Source organism: Micromonospora avicenniae (genome assembly GCF_900156065.1).
Lineage (GTDB): Bacteria > Actinomycetota > Actinomycetes > Mycobacteriales > Micromonosporaceae > Micromonospora > Micromonospora avicenniae.
Genome location: NZ_FTNF01000008.1, coordinates 108,766 through 127,199 on the forward strand (window position 1 = coordinate 108,766; position 18,434 = coordinate 127,199).

Sequence of the window (18,434 nt, forward strand, 5' to 3'; positions counted from 1 at the left end):
GTACCGCAAGGGCGGCGTCGGGTACGGGCCTGCTGGGCGGCTGACGCCAGGACTTCCACCGGTCGTGGTGGTCGATGTCGGGAGATGTCCCTGCGGGGAACTCGTAGCATCCTCGGCGTGGGCGTCGGGAACGGGCTCAGGCTCCGGCATCGGTATCTCCCTGGAATCGTGCGGCCTCCTGCGGGCCATCGCCAACCAGCGGACGCAGACTGCTCCGCAAGTTCGACGAACGGCGTGACGCCGGGCTCGAGGTGAGAAGTCGTCGCCAGCGGCAGCCACGGGGGTGAGCCAGCACCGCTCACAGCTCCCGGAAGGCCGCACCACCTGGAGGAGCCGCAACACGCCTGATCTGCGTCAGGACTGGGTTCGGCGCCTCGTCACCCGAAGACGCGGTCGCGGCCCGCGCTCCGGGAGGTGGCCGCCGGACCCGATCGAGGTCCGGCGGCCACCGTCATCTCACATGCGCCGGAACATCCCGTGCAGGCGGCCCTCGGACGTGGACCCGGTCAGGCAGGGCGAGGCCGGATCGAGGACGACGTCGTACGTCGACGTCACCCCTTCGCTGACCGTCTGCCGCTTCACCTTCGGCGTCCACCCGTCCTTGGCGACTGTGACCTGGTACTTACCGGCCGGCAGCCAGTAGACGTACCGGCCCTGTGCGTCGGCGACGACGGTGTAACCCGTCTTGCCGTTCGTGCCGACGAGGTCGAACCGGAGCGTCGCGCCGACGCCCGACACGGTCCCGTCGCAGCTCCTACCGGTGACCGTGCCCTGGATCTTGCCCCAGTCGGCAGGGGCGGCGACCCCGGCCTCGACGTCGACCGCCGGCACCGGGTACGGAGTGTCGGTCGTGAACCCGAACTCCGCCCGGTAGGTGCCGGGCTGCGTGATGCCGGTGGCGGGGGTCGCCGTCACCGTCACCGTGACCTTCTTCGAGGCGCCCGGAGCCAGGGTGAACTCGCCCGGCGTGACGTCGAGCCACGGCACGCCGCCCGCGCCACAGTCGCCGAGACCGCTCAACCGCTCGGACTCGGCGGTCACCAGGTCACTGCCGCCTCCGATCTTGTACACCCCGCACGCCATCGCTCCGCGGTAGACGGCGACCTGGGTGTTCGGCAGGTCCCGCCACGCCCTCGCGGTCGGGTCGTACGCCACGGTGCGGTTGGTGACGACGGTCGAGTTGGCGGTCATCCCACCGGCGAGGATCAGCAGCCCACCGGCGACCGCGTTCGGCGAACCCCACAGGTCGATAGGCAGGTCGGGCAGTCGCGTCCACGCGTCGGCGGCCGGGTCGTAGCCGTACGTGTTGCGGTACGGCGTCTTGTCGACCCCGCCGGCGCAGTAGATGCCGCCGCCGATCGCACCGCACGGGAGGTACGCCACGGGCACCGGGTAGTCGGCCCAGGTGCTGAACGTACGGCTGTGCGGGTCGAAGACCACGACGCTCCTGGTGCCCGCGCAGTTGCCGTCCGGGCAGCCGCCGACGACGACGATCCGGCCGTCGACGACCGCGGTGCCGGCCGCCGCCCGCGGCGCCGGGTTGGACACGCCGACGAGCGTGCTCCAGGCGTTCGTGGCCGGGTCGAACACGTCCACCGTGGGGACCGGTGCACCGTCGGCGTTCCAGCCACCGAGGACGTAGAGCTTGCCGTCCACGACCGCCGCCGACGGCGCGCTGCGGCCTCGGGGCATCTGCGGCAGGCTGGTCCACAGGTTCGTCGCCGGGTCGTAGACCCAGGTCGAACGTTCCGTACCGGTACCGGCCCCGCCGCCCACGGAGTAGACCTTGCCGCCGATGGTCACGGCGGCGTTGTCGTAGACCTGGGCGGGAGCGTTGGCGATCCGGCTCCAGGCCAGGTCACCCGTGGCTGCCGCCGCCGCTGCCGTGGCCGCGGTGGCCTTCGCGTCGCGGCCGGCCGCGATCCCGTTCATGGCCCTGGTGACGCCGGACACCTTCCGTTCGGCCAGCGGCGCACCCTTCTGTCCGAGCACCTCGAACTGACCGGCCCGGGCCAGGGTCCCGACGGTCGCCGGGGCGCTGCCGGTGTTCTTCAGCGTCACAGTGGTGCTGCGGGTGGCGCCGTACGGCTGGTTCACCTCGATGCTCGTCTGGCTGACGGTGAGCCGACCCGCGGTGAGGGCGAAGTTCACCTTGTTCAGCCGGTCCGCGGTGACCTCGACGTCCTTCGACAGTGGCTGGTACGGCCGCTGGCTCGCCCGGAACGTGTGGGTCCCGGTGAGGGTGGAGAGGAACCAGTAGAACCCGTCGGAGATGCTCGGGTCCTCCGGCGTGGCCGCGGTCTCCGCCTGCTCGGCGGACGCGTCCGGGCTGACGACGGTGACGCCGTCGAGCCCCTCGCCGGTGTTCGCGTCGGTGACGAAGCCGGCGACGAGGCCGGCCGGGGTCGGGGTGCAGATCCGGTCGATCAGCTCGACGTTGTCGACCGCCCACCACCAACCGAAGCCCGCGCTGTACCGGAACCGCACCTGCACGTTGGCCTTGCCGGCGGCCGGTTCGAGCGCGACCAGCTCCTGCGTGGGCCCACGTCGCCAGTCGTCCCCGTGCCACACGTTGGTCCAGGTCTTGCCACCGTCGGTGGTGACGTCGATGTCGCCCACGTCGTCGCCGGCCGTGGCATAGAGGTCACTGTTGAAACGCAGGTACGGCGCCCGGACGTCCCTCAGGTCGAACGTGGGGGAGACCAGGTCGGTGTCCTGCCGGGCGTCCAGCCCTTGGACGAAGCTGTCGACGATCGCGAAGTTTCCGCTGCCGCCCGTCTGGTTGCCCCGGTTCCCCGGGTCGTTGAAGGTCCACCCCGGGTACTGCGTCCGGTTGACCACCGACCAGCCCTGCGGCGTGTCGGCGCCGTCGAACGTCTCCGTCCCGAACAGGGGTCCCGAGTAGCTACCGGCGTAGCCGCCGGCGGTGCAGCCGTGGTCGACCGGGACCTTGATGTTCACGGTCTTGGCCACGTCTGCCACCTGCACGGAGCGGGTGACCTTCTGGTAGCCGGGATAGTGAGCCGTCGTACCGACGGTGTAGGTGCTGTTGGCCGGCAGGGTGAAGGAGTACCTACCGGTGATCGGGTCGGTGAAGACCGGCCCGCCTGGACGTCCCGCGACCTCGATCTTGGCGTACAGGGGCCAGCCGTGGCCGGACCCGTCGGTGACCCGCCCCGACACGGTCACCATCGACGGCGGGTCCAGCGCGAAGTTCGCGGTGACCGCGCCCGTCGCGGGAACGGTCACCGAGACACTCTTGCTTCCGTAGCCGTACGCGCCGGCTGTCACCGTGTGTTCGCCGATCGGCAGCACCAGCGTGTAGTCGCCGTCGTTGCCGGTCACCGCCTGCGTCTCACCGGAGCTGATCCGGATGCCGTCGAGCGGCTCGCCGGTGGACGAGTCGGTGACCCGGCCGGTCACCCGGCCGACCGCGCCGCGCGGCGCCTTCACCACCGCCTGGTACGCGTTGAGCCGTCCCTCGCCGAAGACGTTGTTGTTGGCGGCGGTGCCGCCACACTCGGTCGCGTCGACGTCGATCGCGGTCTCGTTGAGCAGCTTCTCGGTGGCGGCGAGGTCACGGCGCAGGTTCGGCGCGGCGGACCAGAGCAACGCCACGGTGCCGGAGACGTGCGGCGCGGCCATCGACGTACCGCTGATCGTCGCGTACCCGCCGCCGAACCAGCTCGAACGCACGTCCTCACCGGGCGCGGAGATGTTCGGCTTGATACCGCCGTCCACCGCCGAGCTGCCCCGGCTCGAATACTGGTACACCTCGTTGGCCGAGTTGTAACCACCCACCGCGTACGACTGCGGGTAGTCGCCCGGGGTGTTCGCCGTGTTGCAGGCCGGCCCCGAATTACCCGCCGAGAAGACCGGGAAGATGCCCGCCGCGCGCCACGCGTCGACGGTCTGCTTGTACCAGAGGTTGCCCTGGCCACCGCCCCACGAGTTGTTGACGATGTCGGGCCGCAGGTCCGGGCGGGGGTTCTGCCCGTTGCGGTCGGTCGGGGCGATGATCCACTGGCCGGCGAGGAGCAGGGAGGTGTCCGAGCACCACTCGCGCTCGCAGCCCTTGGCGGCGATCCAGGTGGCGCCTGGGGCGACACCGATCTGGTTGCCGGCGCCGCCGTCACCGACCATGGTGCCCATGGTGTGGGTGCCGTGGCCTCCGGTGTCGCACGGCTTGAACTCCGGGCAGACGTTGGTCGGGTCGAACCAGTTGTAGTCGTGCGAGAAGGTGCCGTCGCCGTTGTTGCCCCGGTACTTGCCGACCAGGGCCGGATGGTCGTACTGGACGCCGCCGTCGATGTTGGCGACCACGATGCCCTCACCGCGGTCACCGAACTCGTCCCAGACGCGGGGCGCCTCGATGCTGGCCACGCCCCACTCGGGCGCGGCCGTGCCGGCCTTCGTCCCGACCCGCGCGGGCGTCGGCTCGACCATGCGGTACGACCGCACCGGGTCGATCCGCGCGACCTCGGGGCGGGCGGCGATCGTGTCCAGCAGGGCCTTGTCGCCGTCGACCTGCAGGGCGTTGGCGATCCAGTACGAGGTGTACCGCGCCCGCTTCTGCGTGAGGACGCCGCGCAGCCCCGCCTGGGTGCGGTCGGCGGTGCTGGTGAGCTGCTGGCGTACCTCGGCGGCGCGGGCGTCGCCGCGCAGCTTCGCCGCCGTGTCCAGCTTCGCCTGGTCCTTGAGATACACCAGGAAGCTGGTGCGGCCCTTGGCCGACAGCTCCTTGAGAACCTGGCCGTCCACGGCGGCGCGAGCCGGCGCCGCGTTCGCGACCACCGGTTGTGCGGTCAGGCCGAGGACGATGGCCGCCGCGACGGCGACCAGGGGCCGGACGCTGAACCGGCGCCTGCCTCGACCTGTTCGTCTTTCTGACAACGTTCCTCCACTCCAGCGGCACCGTTCGGTTTCCGGTGCCGGCGAGCGGACTCGTGGGTCCTCCCGAGTTCGCCCGATCCGTGCGGAACGCGCCGCACCTGACGGCGCGCCGGCACGAATTTGATCATTGTCCGATGAGGACGGAGCAAGATCAACGGACAGACTTGGGCAGAACCCGAGCAATCAGTGGGCAATTCGTGGGCATCGCGGGCGGTGGCCGGCAGGATCCTGACGCGGCCGTGGCCGGACCGCGCCGACGTGCGGGCGGGGCGCGAGACCCGGGTCAGCCCGACCAGGCGACAGCGTGGCTGACCCGCTGGTAGTGCCGCGCCAGCTCCGTGTCGATCCGTTCGATCCGGGCGTCGGTGACCGTCACCCGCGGTTCGTGCTCGGCCCGTGCGGCGAGCATGCGGTGTCGCAGGCCTTGGGGCGGGTGCGAGGCGAACAGCGAGCTCTGCTCCCGGATGGAGAGTTGACGCAGCAGCGGAAGCGTGTCGGCGGCGGCCGCCAGCGACCGGGCGACTCCGGTCTGCCAGGCCGCCGGCCCCTGCCCGCCGCGTGACGCCTGCCGGACCACGAGCGCCAATGATTCGGACTGCAGCAGCGCATCCAGCAGCCGCTTCGCGCCGTCCGTACCCGCGGCCCGGGCGGCCATCTCGTCGGCAAGGTACTCGGCCCGCTGGCTGTCCCGCAGCGCCGTGACGACCAACACGAGATGACCGCCGTAGAGCAGCCGCGACACGACCCAGGAGAACGCCCGGCCCAGCGCGTCACCGATCATCTCCACCAGCCCGCCGCCGCGGACCGAGTCCACCGGACGGAACATGTCCGCAGCGTTGCCGAGCATGGTCAGCGCCGGCTGCGTCACCACCGTCCGGCGTACGTCGCCGTTGACGAAGTGGCCCAGCTCGTGACCGAGCAGCGCCACCCGCTGCGGCCCGTCCAGCGCACCCCATAGCGGCAACCCGAGGGCCAGGACTCGTCGCCGGCGCAGCCCCACCTGCGTCGCGTACGCGTTGAGGCTGCCGTCCACCCCGATGACGTGTGGCACGGGGGCACCCACGGCCGCCGCCACTTCCTCCACCAGCGCGTGCAGTTCGGGTGCCTGATCCTTCGAGAGGACCTCCAGGTCGGGGTCGACGCGGCCGAACCGGGGCCGCAGCGCCACCGCCAGGCCGATCATCGCGACCCCGAAGACCACGGCGATGTTCGGGAACGGATAGGCGAACAGTAGCCACACGCCGACCACCGCGAGCGCCAGCACGCCGACGACGAGAAGCAGCGACGCCGCAGCGGTCGCCACGCCGGCCGGGCCGAGGCCCGACGACTCCAACGGGCGGTCGACCAGGGCCGCGTACTGGTGCCGAATCAGGCGGCCGGCCATCCGGTGGCTGCGCCGGTCGATCCAGGCCCAACCGAACTCCGGCGCCTGCCGCGCGCTGTCGTATCCGTCAAGGTTCCATTCGCAGGCGGCGCACCAGGGCATCGCCTCCCGCGTTGACACGGTCGTCTTGCCGCAACGCGGGCAGGCTCCCGCCTCGGCCGTCGTCATGATCACGATGGCCGATCTTGCCGCCGGCGTTCACACAACGTAACCGGCCGTTCAGCTGATGCCGGGTGCGGATCGTGCCCGTGACCACCGGGGCCGGCTCGCCGATCTCATCTCTTCCGAAGATCAGCGGGCGACGATCCGACGCGTCGCCGGACGGGTGTGCGGTGATCGACTGATCCTGCTGGTTCAGTGTTCGGATCTGGTCGGATCATGTTGACTTTAGATCGATGTTGATGGTTTATTGTTATCCAATGATCATCGACGGGTGTCTACCCGATCCCGGCCGACTCCCTCAGGCGGCTCTGTCCTGGTTGTCCGGCCCGCCCTCACGTCCGTCGTGCGAAAGGGACCCTGACGCATGAAGGTATTCACCGCACTGCTGGCCGCCGCGCTCGTGGCCACCAGCGCCCCCACCGCCGCACGTGCCGACACCACCTGGCAACCCGGCACAGCACCGATCGCCACCCCGTGGACCGATGAGGTCTCCGCCGACAACGCGCTCCCCGAGTACCCCCGTCCGCAACTCGTCCGAGCGAAGTGGCAGAGCCTCAACGGTGTGTGGCAGTTCGCCGGCGCGACGCAAGGCGAAGCACCGCCGTTCGGCGAGCAGCTCGGCGAACGGGTGCTGGTGCCGTACCCGGTCGAATCGGCGCTCTCCGGCATCCAACGGCACGAGGACCGGATGTGGTACCGGCGCACCTTCCAGGTGCCGGCGAACTGGCAGGTCGGGGACCGCGGCGCGCGGTTGCGGCTCAACTTCGGCGCGGTCGACTACGAGACGACGGTTTGGGTCAACGGCATCGAGGTCGCGACCCACCGCGGCGGCTACGACGGCTTCAGCGCCGACGTCACCGACGCGCTGCGCGGCCGGGGAGCCCAGGAACTGGTGGTGGGAGTCACCGACCGCACCGACCAGACGTGGCAGCCGATCGGCAAGCAGCGCAACGTACCGGACCGCGGCATCTTCTACACCTCGGCGTCCGGCATCTGGCAGAGCGTCTGGATGGAGCCGGTGTCGGCGAGCCACGTCGAGCGGTTGCAGATGACGCCGGACCTCGACGACGAGAGCCTGCGCCTGACCCCGCACCTCGCCAACGGCAGCGGCAGCGGCCGGACCGTCGAGGCCGTCGCGTACGACGGCAAGCGGGTCGTCGGTCGCGCCTCCGGGCCGGCCGGAACCGAACTCCGGGTCCCGGTGCCGAAGCCGAAGCTGTGGTCGCCCGACTCCCCGCACCTGTACGACCTGAAGGTACGGGTGCGCCAGGGCGGAAAGGTGATCGACCAGGTCGACTCCTACTTCGGCATGCGCGAGGTGGGCAAGGCCAAGGGCGCCGACGGCAAGCTCTACCTCACCCTCAACGGCAAGATCCTGTTCAACATGTCCACCCTGGATCAGGGTTACTGGCCGGACGGGATCTACACCGCGCCGACCGACGAGGCGCTGCGGTTCGACATCGCCGAGACGAAGCGGCTCGGGTTCAACACGATCCGCAAGCACATCAAGGTGGAGCCCGACCGCTGGTACTACTGGGCGGACCGGTTGGGTCTCATGGTGTGGCAGGACATGCCCGCCATGCGTACCGGCGGCACGCCACCGGTGGACGCGCAGCAGGAGTTCGAGCGGCAGTTGCGGGAGATCGTGACGGAGCACCAGAGCTGGACCTCCATCACCGTCTGGGTGCCGTTCAACGAGGGCTGGGGTGAGTGGGACCGTGCCGCGACCGGACGGATCGCCGACGAGGTCGGTGCCCAGGATCCGAGCCGGCTGGTCAACGCGCACAGCGGCGTGAACTGCTGCGCCTCCAGGGGCGACTCCGGCCGCGGCGACATGATCGACTTCCACCAGTACGTTGGCCCGGCCTCGCCGGCGCCGACCGCGGACCGGGTGGCCGTGGACGGCGAGCACGGCGGGTTCGGATTGGAGGTCGACGGTCACATGTGGTTCGGCGAGGGGCACGCCTACGAGATGACCCCGGACAGCGCCACCCTCACCCGCCGCTACGTGGAGAACCAGCAGGACCTGCTGACCGTCGCGAACAGGTGCGGGCTCTCCGGCGGCGTCTACACCCAGACCACGGACGTCGAGCACGAGGTCAACGGGTTCTACACGTACGACCGCCAGGTCAAGAAGATGGACTTCGCCCGGGTACGGGACGTCAACCGGGCCATCATCCGCTCCGTCGACGGCACCGGCGCGAACGTGCCGCCGACCTCGCCCGGCACCCCGGGGCTGACCGGAGTCGGCTACTGGCCGCTGGACGAAGGAACCGGCACGGTGACCGAGGACCTGGCCGGCGACCACGACGCGACGCTGGTCAACGGCGCCGGCTGGACGTCGGGCAGGGCCGGCGGCGCCGTGCAGCTCAACGGCGTCAACCAGTACGTCGACACCGGCGCGGCGATCCTCGACACCAGCGGCAGCTACACGGCGTCGGCCTGGGTGCGGCTGGACAGCCTGGGCGGTTTCGCCACCGCGGTCAGCCAGGACGGCAACACGAACAGCGCCTTCTTCCTCCAGTACTCCGGCGCGGACAACCGGTTCGCGTTCAGCTTCGCCGGGGTGCGGGCGTTGGCGCCCACCGCGCCGGAGCCCGGACGCTGGTACCACCTGACGGGCGTTCGGGACGCCGCCAGCGGATCCCTCACGCTCTACGTGGACGGCCAGCCGGCGGGTACGGCGAGCTCCTGCGTCGGCGACGCGTCCAGCGGCCACACCGTGATCGGCCGCGCCAAGTTCAACGGCAACCCCGTCGACTACTGGCGGGGCGCCGTCGACCAGGTGCACGTCTACGACCGGGCCCTCTCCGCCGCCGAGGTGGCCCAGCTCCACGCCTCCGGCCAGTGACGAACGGCCCCGGCGAGGGCGGAGGCGCCACCGGCCCGTCCGCTTGACCGTCGCGGGTCTCCGGCCTGGATCAGGGACCCGGTTGCGGCTGTCATGTCCGAGGCGCAGACCGGCTCACGCGGGGTAGGTCCGGAAGCTACCGGAGCTACCCCGCGCTCCTGCGAGAAGCAGCGCCCGCGCGGGCGGGCCGTCGCCCTGGCGCACCGGCTCAACCCGTCGCGGTACGCGGGGCGCGGTCGTCGCCGGCCGCACGCACCACCGGCCAGCACTGCGGTGGACTGGTCAGGCGAGGCCGGCGTCGTGGGCGAGGAGCGCTAGCTGCGTACGGTTGTCCAGGTCGAGCTTGGTCAGGATGTGCGACACGTGTGTCTTCACGGTGGCCAGGGTCAGGTGGAGCGCGGCGGCTATCTCGGTGTTGTTGCAGCCCTGCCCGATCGCCACCACGACGTCGTGCTCGCGCGGGCTGAGCGCCGCGAGGGTCGCCCTGGCCTGGGCGTACGCGTCGGCCTGGACGGCGACCCGGTCCATCAGGCGGCGGGTGATCCGTGGGGACAGGATCGGTTCGCCGGCCGCGACCTGCCGGACCGCTTCGGCGATCCGGGCCGGCGGGGTGTCCTTGAGGAGGAAACCGCTGGCCCCGGCACGCAGCGCGTGCAGTATGTTCTCGTCGGTGTCGAACGTGGTCAGCACGATGATCTCGGGCGGTCGCGGACGGGCCCGCAGGCGACGGGTGGCGGTTATGCCGTCGACCCGGGGCATGCGCAGGTCCATCAGCACGACGTCGGGGGAGTGCGCGTCGGCGGCGGCCGGCGCCTGGTCGCCGTCGGCTGCCTCGCCGACCACGGCGATGCCGTCGGTGCCGTCGAGCATCATGGTCAGCCCGGCGCGGACGAGCGCGTCGTCGTCGACGATGAGCACACGCACGGGAGAGGTCACGCCGGCCATGGTATCGATGCGTGCAGCCGGAACTCTCCACCGATCACCTGGTGGTCGAGTTCTCCGCCGGCCAGATGCACCCGCTCGGTGAGCCCGACCAGTCCGGCGCCCCCGGACCATCCGGGCGGCGTCGCGCGCTCCGGCGTCAACGCGTTGCGGACGTCGATCTCCAGGCCCGTGCCGGGCCCGCCGCGCAGAGCGACCTGGACCGGCTGGCCGGCGGCGTGTTTGCGGGCGTTGGTCAGGCCCTCCTGGATCACCCGGTACGCCGTGCGGGCCACCGACGGAGGCGCGTCGGCCGGCTCGTTCACCGCCTCGCGCAGCAGCACCTCGGTGCCGGCCTCGCGGGACTCCTCGACCAGCCGCGGTACGTCGGCCAGCACCGGCTGCGGGTGCCTCCCGTCGGTGTGCGGCGGATCGTCGTCGCGCAGCAGCGAGATCACCTCACGCAGCTCCTCGAGCGCCTGGTGCACGCCGTCCCGGACGACCCCGGCGGCCCGCGACAACTTCTCCGGCGAGGAGTCCGGACGGTACTCCATCGCGCCCGCGAACGTGGCCAGCAGCGACAGGCGATGCGCGAGGACGTCGTGCATCTCCCGGGCGATCTGGCGGCGTTCCAGCATGCGCGCCTCGGCCACCCGGCGGCCCTGCTCCGCCTCGGCGCGACGGGCCCGGTCCTGCAGGGACCGGATCAGCGCCGCACGCGCCTGCGCCCACGCGCCCCAGCCGAGCAGCGCGCCGTAGCCGATGGTGACCAGCGCCAGCCACCAGCCGTACGACATGCCACCGTTGGCCCGCCAGGCACCCTGGACGGCATGCGCGGCGACGCCCGCCACCGCCACCGCGATCGCCGCCGGGGCGCGCCGCCGCCGGGCCACCTGGAACGCGCCGATCGTGGCCGGCGGAGTGACCGCCGGCGACACCGCCGCCAGCACGGTGATCACCGCCGTGGTGGCGACCGGCCGCCACAGCATCAGCGGGCTCAACAGCCAGCTCAGCGTGCCGGCCGCCAGGTCGAGCGTGAACAGCGGCCCCAGCGAACGGTCACTCCACCAGCCCAGGATCGTCGCGGCGACCAGCACACCGGACGCCCCCATCATCGTGGCGACGGCCGTCCGGCCTCGCCGGTGGTCGCAGTCCTCCGGCCCGAACGAGAACCTGTTCACGCGGGGAGGTTAACCGGCAGGTGTCGGACTCCGACACCTTCCAAAGTTGGTGGTCGGCCTCTCCTAGGAGAGCACAGGCGGGGCCCCCGGTCCGATGTGCCGGCCTGCCCCCGACCGCGATGCTCATCGGCATGACGAACGAAACGATGCGGACCTACCCGACCAGGACCACCGCACGGCGTACGGGCCGTGCGATCACCGTCGCCGCGGGAGCGGCCAGTGCACTCCTGCTGTGGGTCGTCAACGACCCGTGGGCCGGCAACGACCTCGCCGTCCGCCAAGGCGACACCACCATGCACATCGGTCCGGTCGCCGTCGTGGTGGCCGCGCTGATCGCCGGTCTGGCCGCCTGGGGTCTGCTCGCGCTGCTGGAGCGGACGGTCGGCCATCCCGTCCGGACATTCCGGATCATCGCGCTGACCGTGCTGGTGCTCTCGCTGGCCGGCCCGCTGGGCAGCGGCATCGGCATCAGCAGCCGGCTCGCTCTGCTCGCCATGCACCTGACCGTCGGCGCGGCGCTGATCCTCGGTCTGCCCGGCCGGCGGAACTGCCGATAGCCGCGGATCGAAGGCGGGGCGCGCCACGGCGATGCCGAGGCACGCCCTCTCGGCGTTCAGGACCGCCTCGACAGCGAGCGAGCACGATCGGGACCGGGGTCGCAGGCGGCGAGCCGGGAATCCGCTCCTGCGCGTCGCGGCCACGAAAAGGTCAGCCCGGTGAGCGCGTGACCCCGTCCGTTGTCGGACCTCAGTGGCGCCGCAGGCCGGCGACGACAAGTCCGACCATCCGGCGCGCGTCGTAGCTGGGGCTGTCGGCGCCGATACAGAGGTTTCCGATGCCGCGCATGAGGACGAGGGCGTCCATGTCGGGGAGGATCTCGCCCGCCGTGGCGGCGGCGTCGAGCAGCTGGGCGCAGACCGGAACGAGGCGGTCGAGAAAGTAGGCGTGCAGCGTCTGGAAGGCGGCGTCGTCGGACTGCATCGCCTCGGCCAGGCCGTGTTTGGTGACCAGGAAGTCGACGAAGAGGTCGATCCAGCTCGCGAGGGCGGCGTACGGCGTGGCGCTCTCCGCCAGCAGCGCCGGGCCGGCCACCGCGCACGCCTCGACCTGATGCCGATAGACCGCGACGATGAGATCGGCCCGCGTGGGGAAGTGGCGGTAGATCGTGCCGACGCCGACGCCGGCCTTGGCGGCGATGTCGCGCACAGGCGCGTCGACTCCTGCGGCGACGAACATCGCGGCGGCCGCCTCCAGCAGCGCCTCCTCGTTACGCCGGGCATCAGCCCGCTGCTTGCGCGGAGCACTCATCTCGCCACCTGCGCCGCCCACTGTCGCCTCCGTCACAACCCTTGTTAAGCGGAACCATGTTCCGTATGTTTTTAGCGGAACCAGGTTCCGTTCTCCCAGCCTGCCAGAACGGCAGGTCGATGCCAAGTCGCGAGGAGCGCCCATGCCCGCAATGCCAGAGCCCACGCCGGTGATCGCAGTACACCCGATCACGCTGTCCGCCCCCGACCGCGGCGATGATCTGCACTTACGCGTCTCCGCACCCATCACCGGCCATGACCTGCCCGTCATCGTCTTCTCGCACGGCTTCGGCCAGTCCGCGACCAGCTACGCCCCGCTGGTGGACTTCTGGGCCTCGCACGGTTTCGTCGTCATCCAGCCCACCCACCTCGACTCGCGGAAGTTGAGCCTTCCGCCCGACGACCCCCGGACGCCGCTGATCTGGCGAATCCGGGTCGACGACCTGAAGCGCTCCCTCGACCAGCTCGACCGGCTGGAGTCGTCCGTCCCCGGCCTCGCCGGACGCCTCGACCCGACCCGGATCGCCGTGGCCGGGCACTCCTGGGGCGCCCAGACGGCGAGCACGCTGCTCGGGGCGCGAGTCCTCGACGCCGACGGCAACCCCGGTGAGGACCTCTCGGACCCGCGGATCAAGGCAGGTGTCCTACTGGCCGTGACCGGCCGGGGCGGCACCGACCTTTCCCCGTTCGCGGCCGAGCACTTCCCCTTCATGAGCCCGAGCTTCGCGGAGATGACCGCTCCAGCCCTCGTCGTCGCGGGCGACCACGACGACTCCCCACTGTCCGTACGAGGGCCGGACTGGTTCACCGACGCCTACCACCTGAGCCCGGGCAGCAAGACCCTGCTCACCCTGTACGGGGCGGAGCACTCGCTCGGCGGCATCTCCGCCTACGAAGCCAAGGAGACGACGGACGAGAGCCCCGAGCGGGTCGCCGTGATCCAGCGGCTCACCTGGGCCTACCTTCGCGACACCCTCGACCTCAAGGACGCCACCTGGCCCGCACCGGTGGAGAGCACGCTGGGTCGCCTCGACTCCAAGTGAGGACAACCGGCCCATCGCCGTGGCGCGACCGGATTCGGAAGGGGCGCGGCGCACCCGAAGGAAGCCGGACGCCACATCGGTCACAGCGCGGGGCCACCCTCGGGCAGCGCCAGCGGACGCTCGCGGTCCCGGAAGCCGTAGCGTAGGTGGAGCCGGCGGCTCGTTCGGTCAGTCGTGGTTGCGGGAGACCACGAACTCGGACGCGGGCTGCGGTGTCTCACCGGTCACCTGCGTGATGATCTCCGCCGCCACGTCGCGCAGTTTGCGGTTGCGGTGCTGCGACGCCTGCCGGAGCAACGCGAAGGCCTCCGTGGCGGTGCATCGTTGTTGACCCATCACCACACCGAGCGCCTGATCGATCACACTGCGCGAGGCCATCGCGTCGGTGAGCTGTCGATGTACGAGAGCCTGCTCGGCCTGGCGGAGGATGACCGCCAGCGCCGCCGTGCCCTGCTCGGCGAACGCCACGGCCCGCCGACGGGCCCTATCATCGAAGGCGTTGGGCTCGGTGGCGTAGAGGTTCAACGCGCCCAGGGTCTCGCCGTCGATGGTCATCGGCAGCGACAGCGAGCTGACGATGCCGAGCTTGAGGGCGTGTTCGCGGTAGCGTCGCCAGCGTTCGTCCCGTCGCAGGTCGGGAACCTCGACGATCTGCCCGCTGTGCAGGGCGTGAAGGCAGGGGCCCTCGTCGGCGCCGTACTGGATCTCGTCGGCCTGGGCGGCGAGCTCGTTGCTGGCGGCGACGGTGAAGGCGGGACCGTCCCGGCGCACCGTCATTCCGCAGCCGACGGCGGGGCTGACGACCTCCACCGCGACCCGCACGACCTGGTCGAGGAACACGTCGACGTGAGGCGAGTCGGCAAGGAGGGCCAGCAGCCGGCCGTAGGCGGGGGCCAGGTGCGACTCGGCGGTTTCGGACATCATCGCTACCTCCTGAAGGTTCACCGAAGGTGGTGTGACCGTCCTGGCTCGCCCCTTCCGGGAGCGCCGGCGGTGCGTTCTTGCCGGGGGAGCCTGTGCTCTGGAACGGGCGGGGTGCGGATCGGGTGATTCCCGGCTAGGGTCGACGTGGGTTCGGACATGAGCCCAGGACCAGTGCCGTCCACCGCAGGTGGCCGAGCATCGACCGGTCCGGACATCCTCACTGAGGAGCAGACTCATGTCCGTTTATCAGGTGCCGCATCCGGCACCGCCACCAACCACTGACCAGGCCGTTCTGTCCGTCGCGCTCACCACGGAAGGCCCGGCTTCGGTGGTGGAGGTCCGGGGAGAACTCGACATGGACACCGTGGGCCTGCTCGTCGACTTCACGACGACGGTTCTGGCGGGCCTACCTCCGCCGGTGCTGGTGCTCGACCTCAGCGGGGTGAGCTTCTTCGGCGCCGCCGGGATCACCGCGCTGCTGACCGTGCGTCGGCAAACGGCCGCCAGGGGTTGTGCGCTGGTGATTCGCAAGCCGTCCCGGATCACCGTCACCATTCTGAACCTGGTCGGCCTCAGGGACGAGTTCATCACCGAGTGACCTGCCTTTCACTCCTGGTTCGTCATCTGCGGGACTGTTCCTCGCCCGCACAGCTTCTTCTAGCGACCGCCCGGGTGCCTGTCGAGCATCTCCGCGCGTGGCGGAGATGTACCCAAAGTTGATCAACCTAAACCTGTGGGGCCGTCCCGCGGTACCCGGCCCGTTCCCGGACGACGAGCGCCGGAGCCGAGCTCGTGGCCGACGCCCTCGTCGTCCACCCGGATCACGCCGGCCCGTCGGCTGAACGGGCGGTGGCCACGGAAGTTCCATCAGGTGTCTGGTGCTTCTCGCACGAACCCCGAACTAGCTTCTGAAGGCCGGAGATAGACGCCGGTTGACGAATGTGAGGTGGGGAGCTAGTGAAACTCAAGGTTGCGGCCCTGGCAGCGGTGGCCCTGGTGGCCAGCCTGCTGGGCGGGGTCGGCCCGGCGAGCGGCGCTCCGGCAGACGGTCCACCGATGCCGCTGCCGAACCCGAAGGTGCATCCGATCCAGGTCACCGGCCCAGCCGCCGAGCGGCTGAACCTGATCATCATGGGTGACGGCTACCAGTGGGACCAGCAGCAGCTCTTCCTCCAGGACGTGGACCGCAACCTGGCCGTCATGTGGGCCACGGAGCCGTTCCGCACCTACCGCGACTACATCAACGTGTACGCGGTGGAGATCGCCTCGATCGACTACGGCGTCCGGTGCGACCCGGACGGCCGGGTACGTCATCCGGACGGCACGATCCGCGACACCGGTGAGCGTGAGGGGCCGATCAACGCCAAGATCACCGCGCTGCGGATGATCTACCAGAACGGCTGCAACGACCCGCTGTCGCGGGGCACCGTCTACGGCGGCGCACCGGAGAACTGTCAGGACTTCGCCGCCTACTACCCGGCCGGGGTCAACCCGTGCGAGACCGGCAACCAGGCGCACAACCGCATCCTCGACAATTACGTGGCGCCGGTGCTGGGCATTCCGCGCACCTCGCAGAACGTGCAGACGTTGGCGATCTTCAACACGTTCACGTACGGCGGGATCGGCGGCACCAACGCGACGACCTCGGGCGGCTCCCCGCAGGGCCCGCTGATCTCGCTGCACGAGATCGGTCACTCGCTCGGTACGCTCGCCGACGAGTACCCGTACTCCTCGCGTGACGTGGTCCGCCCCTGCTACACCGGCGGCGAGCCCAACAGCTTCCACCACACCACCTACACTGATCCACAGAAGATGGTCGAGGACCAGCAGAAGTGGTGGCGCTGGGTCGGCGAGGAGAGCCTGTCCGGCGGCACGATCGGGCTGCACGAGGGTGGCGGCAGCTACCCGTGCGGCCAGCGCCGGCCCAGCGAACACTCGATGATGCGCTGGATCGGATTCGACTTCGACCAGGTCGGCCTGGAGCACATGGTCGCCCGGGTCACCGGAATGCGTAACTCCGGGCAGATGAACGTGCGGCACACTCCGGTCGGCACGGTGGCGTCCGACAGCGTGCTGTGGGTCGAGACGGGGCAGCCGCGCTACCACGAGCTGCAGGTGACCTGGCGGATCGGCGGCCCGGACGGCACCGTGCTCGACACGCACAACAGCCGTGACCTCGACCTCGGCGCGCTCGACCTGCCGGCGGGGACCGTGGTACACGTGGAGGTGCGCGACCCGGTGGGGCCGGACGGCACCGACTGGGTACGCAATCCGTCCACCGGCAACACGGCCACGAACTCCGGCTACAACGGCCCGCGGTTCGTGCAGACCCGGCAGTGGACGGTCGGTGACACGAAGGTGACGTCGTCGTCGCCTGCGGCTACCTTCACCAGCCACACCATGAACAGCCAGCCGGTCGCCGGTGACGAGGTCGTGTACGTGCGGACCAACCACCCCGACGACCGGGTCCTCGACGTGACCTGGTCGTTGGACGGTGACGCCGTACCGAACCCGCACAACAGCCGCAACCTGGACCTGGGCGCGTTGGCGCTGGCGGCGGGCACCCACAAGTTGACCGCGACGGTGACCGACCCGGCCGATCCGGGCGGCGTCTCCGACCGCGTCGAGTGGACCGTCGACAATGCCCTGCCCACGGCGCCCCGGACCCTGTCGCAGCCGCTTACCCGTCTCGCCGGCGACGTGGAGCACCCGGTGTACTTCAACGGGTGGGACATGCGGCTGGACCCGCGTGACGACCACACCGGCTACGACGAGGATCGCTACGTCGTCGGTCAGTTCCGGCTCGACAAGGACGGTTGGTACAACTACTTCGGCTTCCCGGAGAAGCCGATGCCCGCCTCGCCGTTCCAGTTCCGCCACTCCGGCACGGACGTCAAGGCGCTGACGTACGGCAACCTCGGCACGGGTGGCCTGTCGAGGGCGGCGTTCGAGCAGACGCTGCCGGACGACCACCCCGCCGGCGGGTTCGTGCCGGGATTCGGCACGCACCTCGTCGAGCACCGGGCCATCGACCCGGCCGGCAATGTCGGGGAACCCAGCGCGTACCGGGCCACCGTGCTGCCGGGCGTGTCGCCCGACTGCACCCGGACGCTGACCGGCCCGCAGTTGCGGGTCGTGGCCAGCGAGGGCGTGACCTGCCTCAAGAACGCCCAGGTGTTGGGTGCGGTGTCGGTGAAGCCGGGCGCGTCGCTGGTGGTCAGCGACAGTTCGATCACGGGCGCGTTGTCGGCGACCGGAGCCCAGGCGCTGCAGATCTTCGGCAGCACGGTGAACGGCGCCACGGATGTCGCCGGGACCACGCGGGACGTGACGATCGCCGGCAGCACCTTCAACGGTTCGGTCAGCCTGACTCGGAACGTCCAGGTGAGCGCCAACGACCGGTACAGCCGGCTGGCCGGCGCCTACGGGCCGATCCTGGTCGGCAGCCGGATCAACGGATCGCTGAGCTGCGCCGGTAACAGCGCGGCGGTGAAGGACTTCGGCGCGCCCAACACGGTCAACGGGGCCAAGGGCGGTGACTGCGCGGCCCTCTGACGCGCTCTGCCGCACGTGGTGGGCCGGCGGTCGTCGGCCCACCACGTCTCATCCGGTTGCTCGGGGCCGTCGCCGCGTGGGTGACGGGTGCCGTCGAGGGGTGCCCGGGCTGCTGGGAGGCCGTGCGTGACCGACGAATGCGTAAGGACCTGACTATATACAGTTATTTACATTCATAATGCGGCCGATTACGGTGATCCCCACTCGAGTACC

The 18,434-nt window shown here is 70.6% G+C and carries 11 protein-coding genes; 5 read left to right on the forward strand and 6 right to left on the reverse strand.

All coding sequences use genetic code 11. The features are described from left to right. Positions 1-456: 456 nt before the first annotated feature. Positions 457-4,893 (reverse strand): S8 family serine peptidase, encoded by a 4,437-nt coding sequence (locus BXA10_RS14850; protein WP_425436069.1) that lies wholly within the window; start codon positions 4,891-4,893, stop codon positions 457-459. 283 nt (positions 4,894-5,176) lie between these two features. Then, positions 5,177-6,445 (reverse strand): M48 family metallopeptidase, encoded by a 1,269-nt coding sequence (locus BXA10_RS14855; RefSeq protein ID WP_139338010.1) that lies wholly within the window; start codon positions 6,443-6,445, stop codon positions 5,177-5,179. A gap of 358 nt (positions 6,446-6,803) precedes the next feature. Between BXA10_RS14855 and BXA10_RS14860 the strand changes: the two genes are divergently transcribed. Beyond that, positions 6,804-9,290, forward strand: coding sequence for a LamG-like jellyroll fold domain-containing protein (locus BXA10_RS14860; RefSeq protein WP_076470940.1), 2,487 nt, complete (start codon positions 6,804-6,806; stop codon positions 9,288-9,290). 282 nt (positions 9,291-9,572) lie between these two features. On the opposite strand, the gene BXA10_RS14865 is transcribed toward BXA10_RS14860, so the two are convergent. Beyond that, positions 9,573-10,235: a response regulator gene (locus tag BXA10_RS14865; protein ID WP_076470941.1), complete on the reverse strand. Its 663-nt coding sequence runs from the start codon at positions 10,233-10,235 to the stop codon at positions 9,573-9,575. Then, complete coding sequence (locus tag BXA10_RS14870; RefSeq protein WP_076470942.1) at positions 10,223-11,392, reverse strand: sensor histidine kinase; 1,170 nt, start codon at positions 11,390-11,392, stop codon at positions 10,223-10,225. Before BXA10_RS14870 ends, BXA10_RS14865 begins: the two co-directional genes overlap by 13 nt. A gap of 131 nt (positions 11,393-11,523) precedes the next feature. Here BXA10_RS14870 and BXA10_RS14875 point away from each other — a divergent pair, with 131 nt between their 5' ends. After that, positions 11,524-11,949: a DUF6069 family protein gene (locus BXA10_RS14875; protein WP_084752845.1), complete on the forward strand. Its 426-nt coding sequence runs from the start codon at positions 11,524-11,526 to the stop codon at positions 11,947-11,949. 190 nt (positions 11,950-12,139) lie between these two features. On the opposite strand, the gene BXA10_RS14880 is transcribed toward BXA10_RS14875, so the two are convergent. Then, a complete protein-coding gene (locus BXA10_RS14880) occupies positions 12,140-12,700 on the reverse strand; it encodes a TetR/AcrR family transcriptional regulator (RefSeq protein WP_076471040.1) in 561 nt (186 codons plus the stop codon). A gap of 142 nt (positions 12,701-12,842) precedes the next feature. On the opposite strand from BXA10_RS14880, the gene BXA10_RS14885 reads away from it, so the two are divergent. Further along, positions 12,843-13,742 (forward strand): alpha/beta hydrolase family protein, encoded by a 900-nt coding sequence (locus BXA10_RS14885; RefSeq protein WP_076470943.1) that lies wholly within the window; start codon positions 12,843-12,845, stop codon positions 13,740-13,742. Between the two features lie 168 nt (positions 13,743-13,910). Here the strand turns inward: BXA10_RS14885 and BXA10_RS14890 are convergent, their stop codons facing one another. Next, positions 13,911-14,666, reverse strand: coding sequence for a GAF and ANTAR domain-containing protein (locus tag BXA10_RS14890; RefSeq protein WP_175649218.1), 756 nt, complete (start codon positions 14,664-14,666; stop codon positions 13,911-13,913). 235 nt (positions 14,667-14,901) lie between these two features. On the opposite strand from BXA10_RS14890, the gene BXA10_RS14895 reads away from it, so the two are divergent. After that, positions 14,902-15,264, forward strand: coding sequence for an STAS domain-containing protein (locus BXA10_RS14895; protein ID WP_084752801.1), 363 nt, complete (start codon positions 14,902-14,904; stop codon positions 15,262-15,264). Between the two features lie 359 nt (positions 15,265-15,623). After that, positions 15,624-18,221 carry a M64 family metallopeptidase gene (locus BXA10_RS14900; RefSeq protein ID WP_076470944.1) on the forward strand — a complete coding sequence of 866 codons (2,598 nt, stop codon included), beginning with the start codon at positions 15,624-15,626 and terminating at the stop codon, positions 18,219-18,221. Positions 18,222-18,434: the final 213 nt, after the last annotated feature.

Coding starts and splice junctions, on each gene's coding strand:
- BXA10_RS14885 (WP_076470943.1), top strand. CDS start 12,843: ATGCCCGCAATGCCAGAGCCCACGCCGGTGATCGCAGTACACCCGATC.
- BXA10_RS14865 (WP_076470941.1), bottom strand. CDS start 10,235: ATGGCCGGCGTGACCTCTCCCGTGCGTGTGCTCATCGTCGACGACGAC.
- BXA10_RS14860 (WP_076470940.1), top strand. CDS start 6,804: ATGAAGGTATTCACCGCACTGCTGGCCGCCGCGCTCGTGGCCACCAGC.
- BXA10_RS14890 (WP_175649218.1), bottom strand. CDS start 14,666: ATGATGTCCGAAACCGCCGAGTCGCACCTGGCCCCCGCCTACGGCCGG.
- BXA10_RS14880 (WP_076471040.1), bottom strand. CDS start 12,700: ATGAGTGCTCCGCGCAAGCAGCGGGCTGATGCCCGGCGTAACGAGGAG.
- BXA10_RS14895 (WP_084752801.1), top strand. CDS start 14,902: ATGTCCGTTTATCAGGTGCCGCATCCGGCACCGCCACCAACCACTGAC.
- BXA10_RS14875 (WP_084752845.1), top strand. CDS start 11,524: ATGACGAACGAAACGATGCGGACCTACCCGACCAGGACCACCGCACGG.
- BXA10_RS14855 (WP_139338010.1), bottom strand. CDS start 6,445: ATGACGACGGCCGAGGCGGGAGCCTGCCCGCGTTGCGGCAAGACGACC.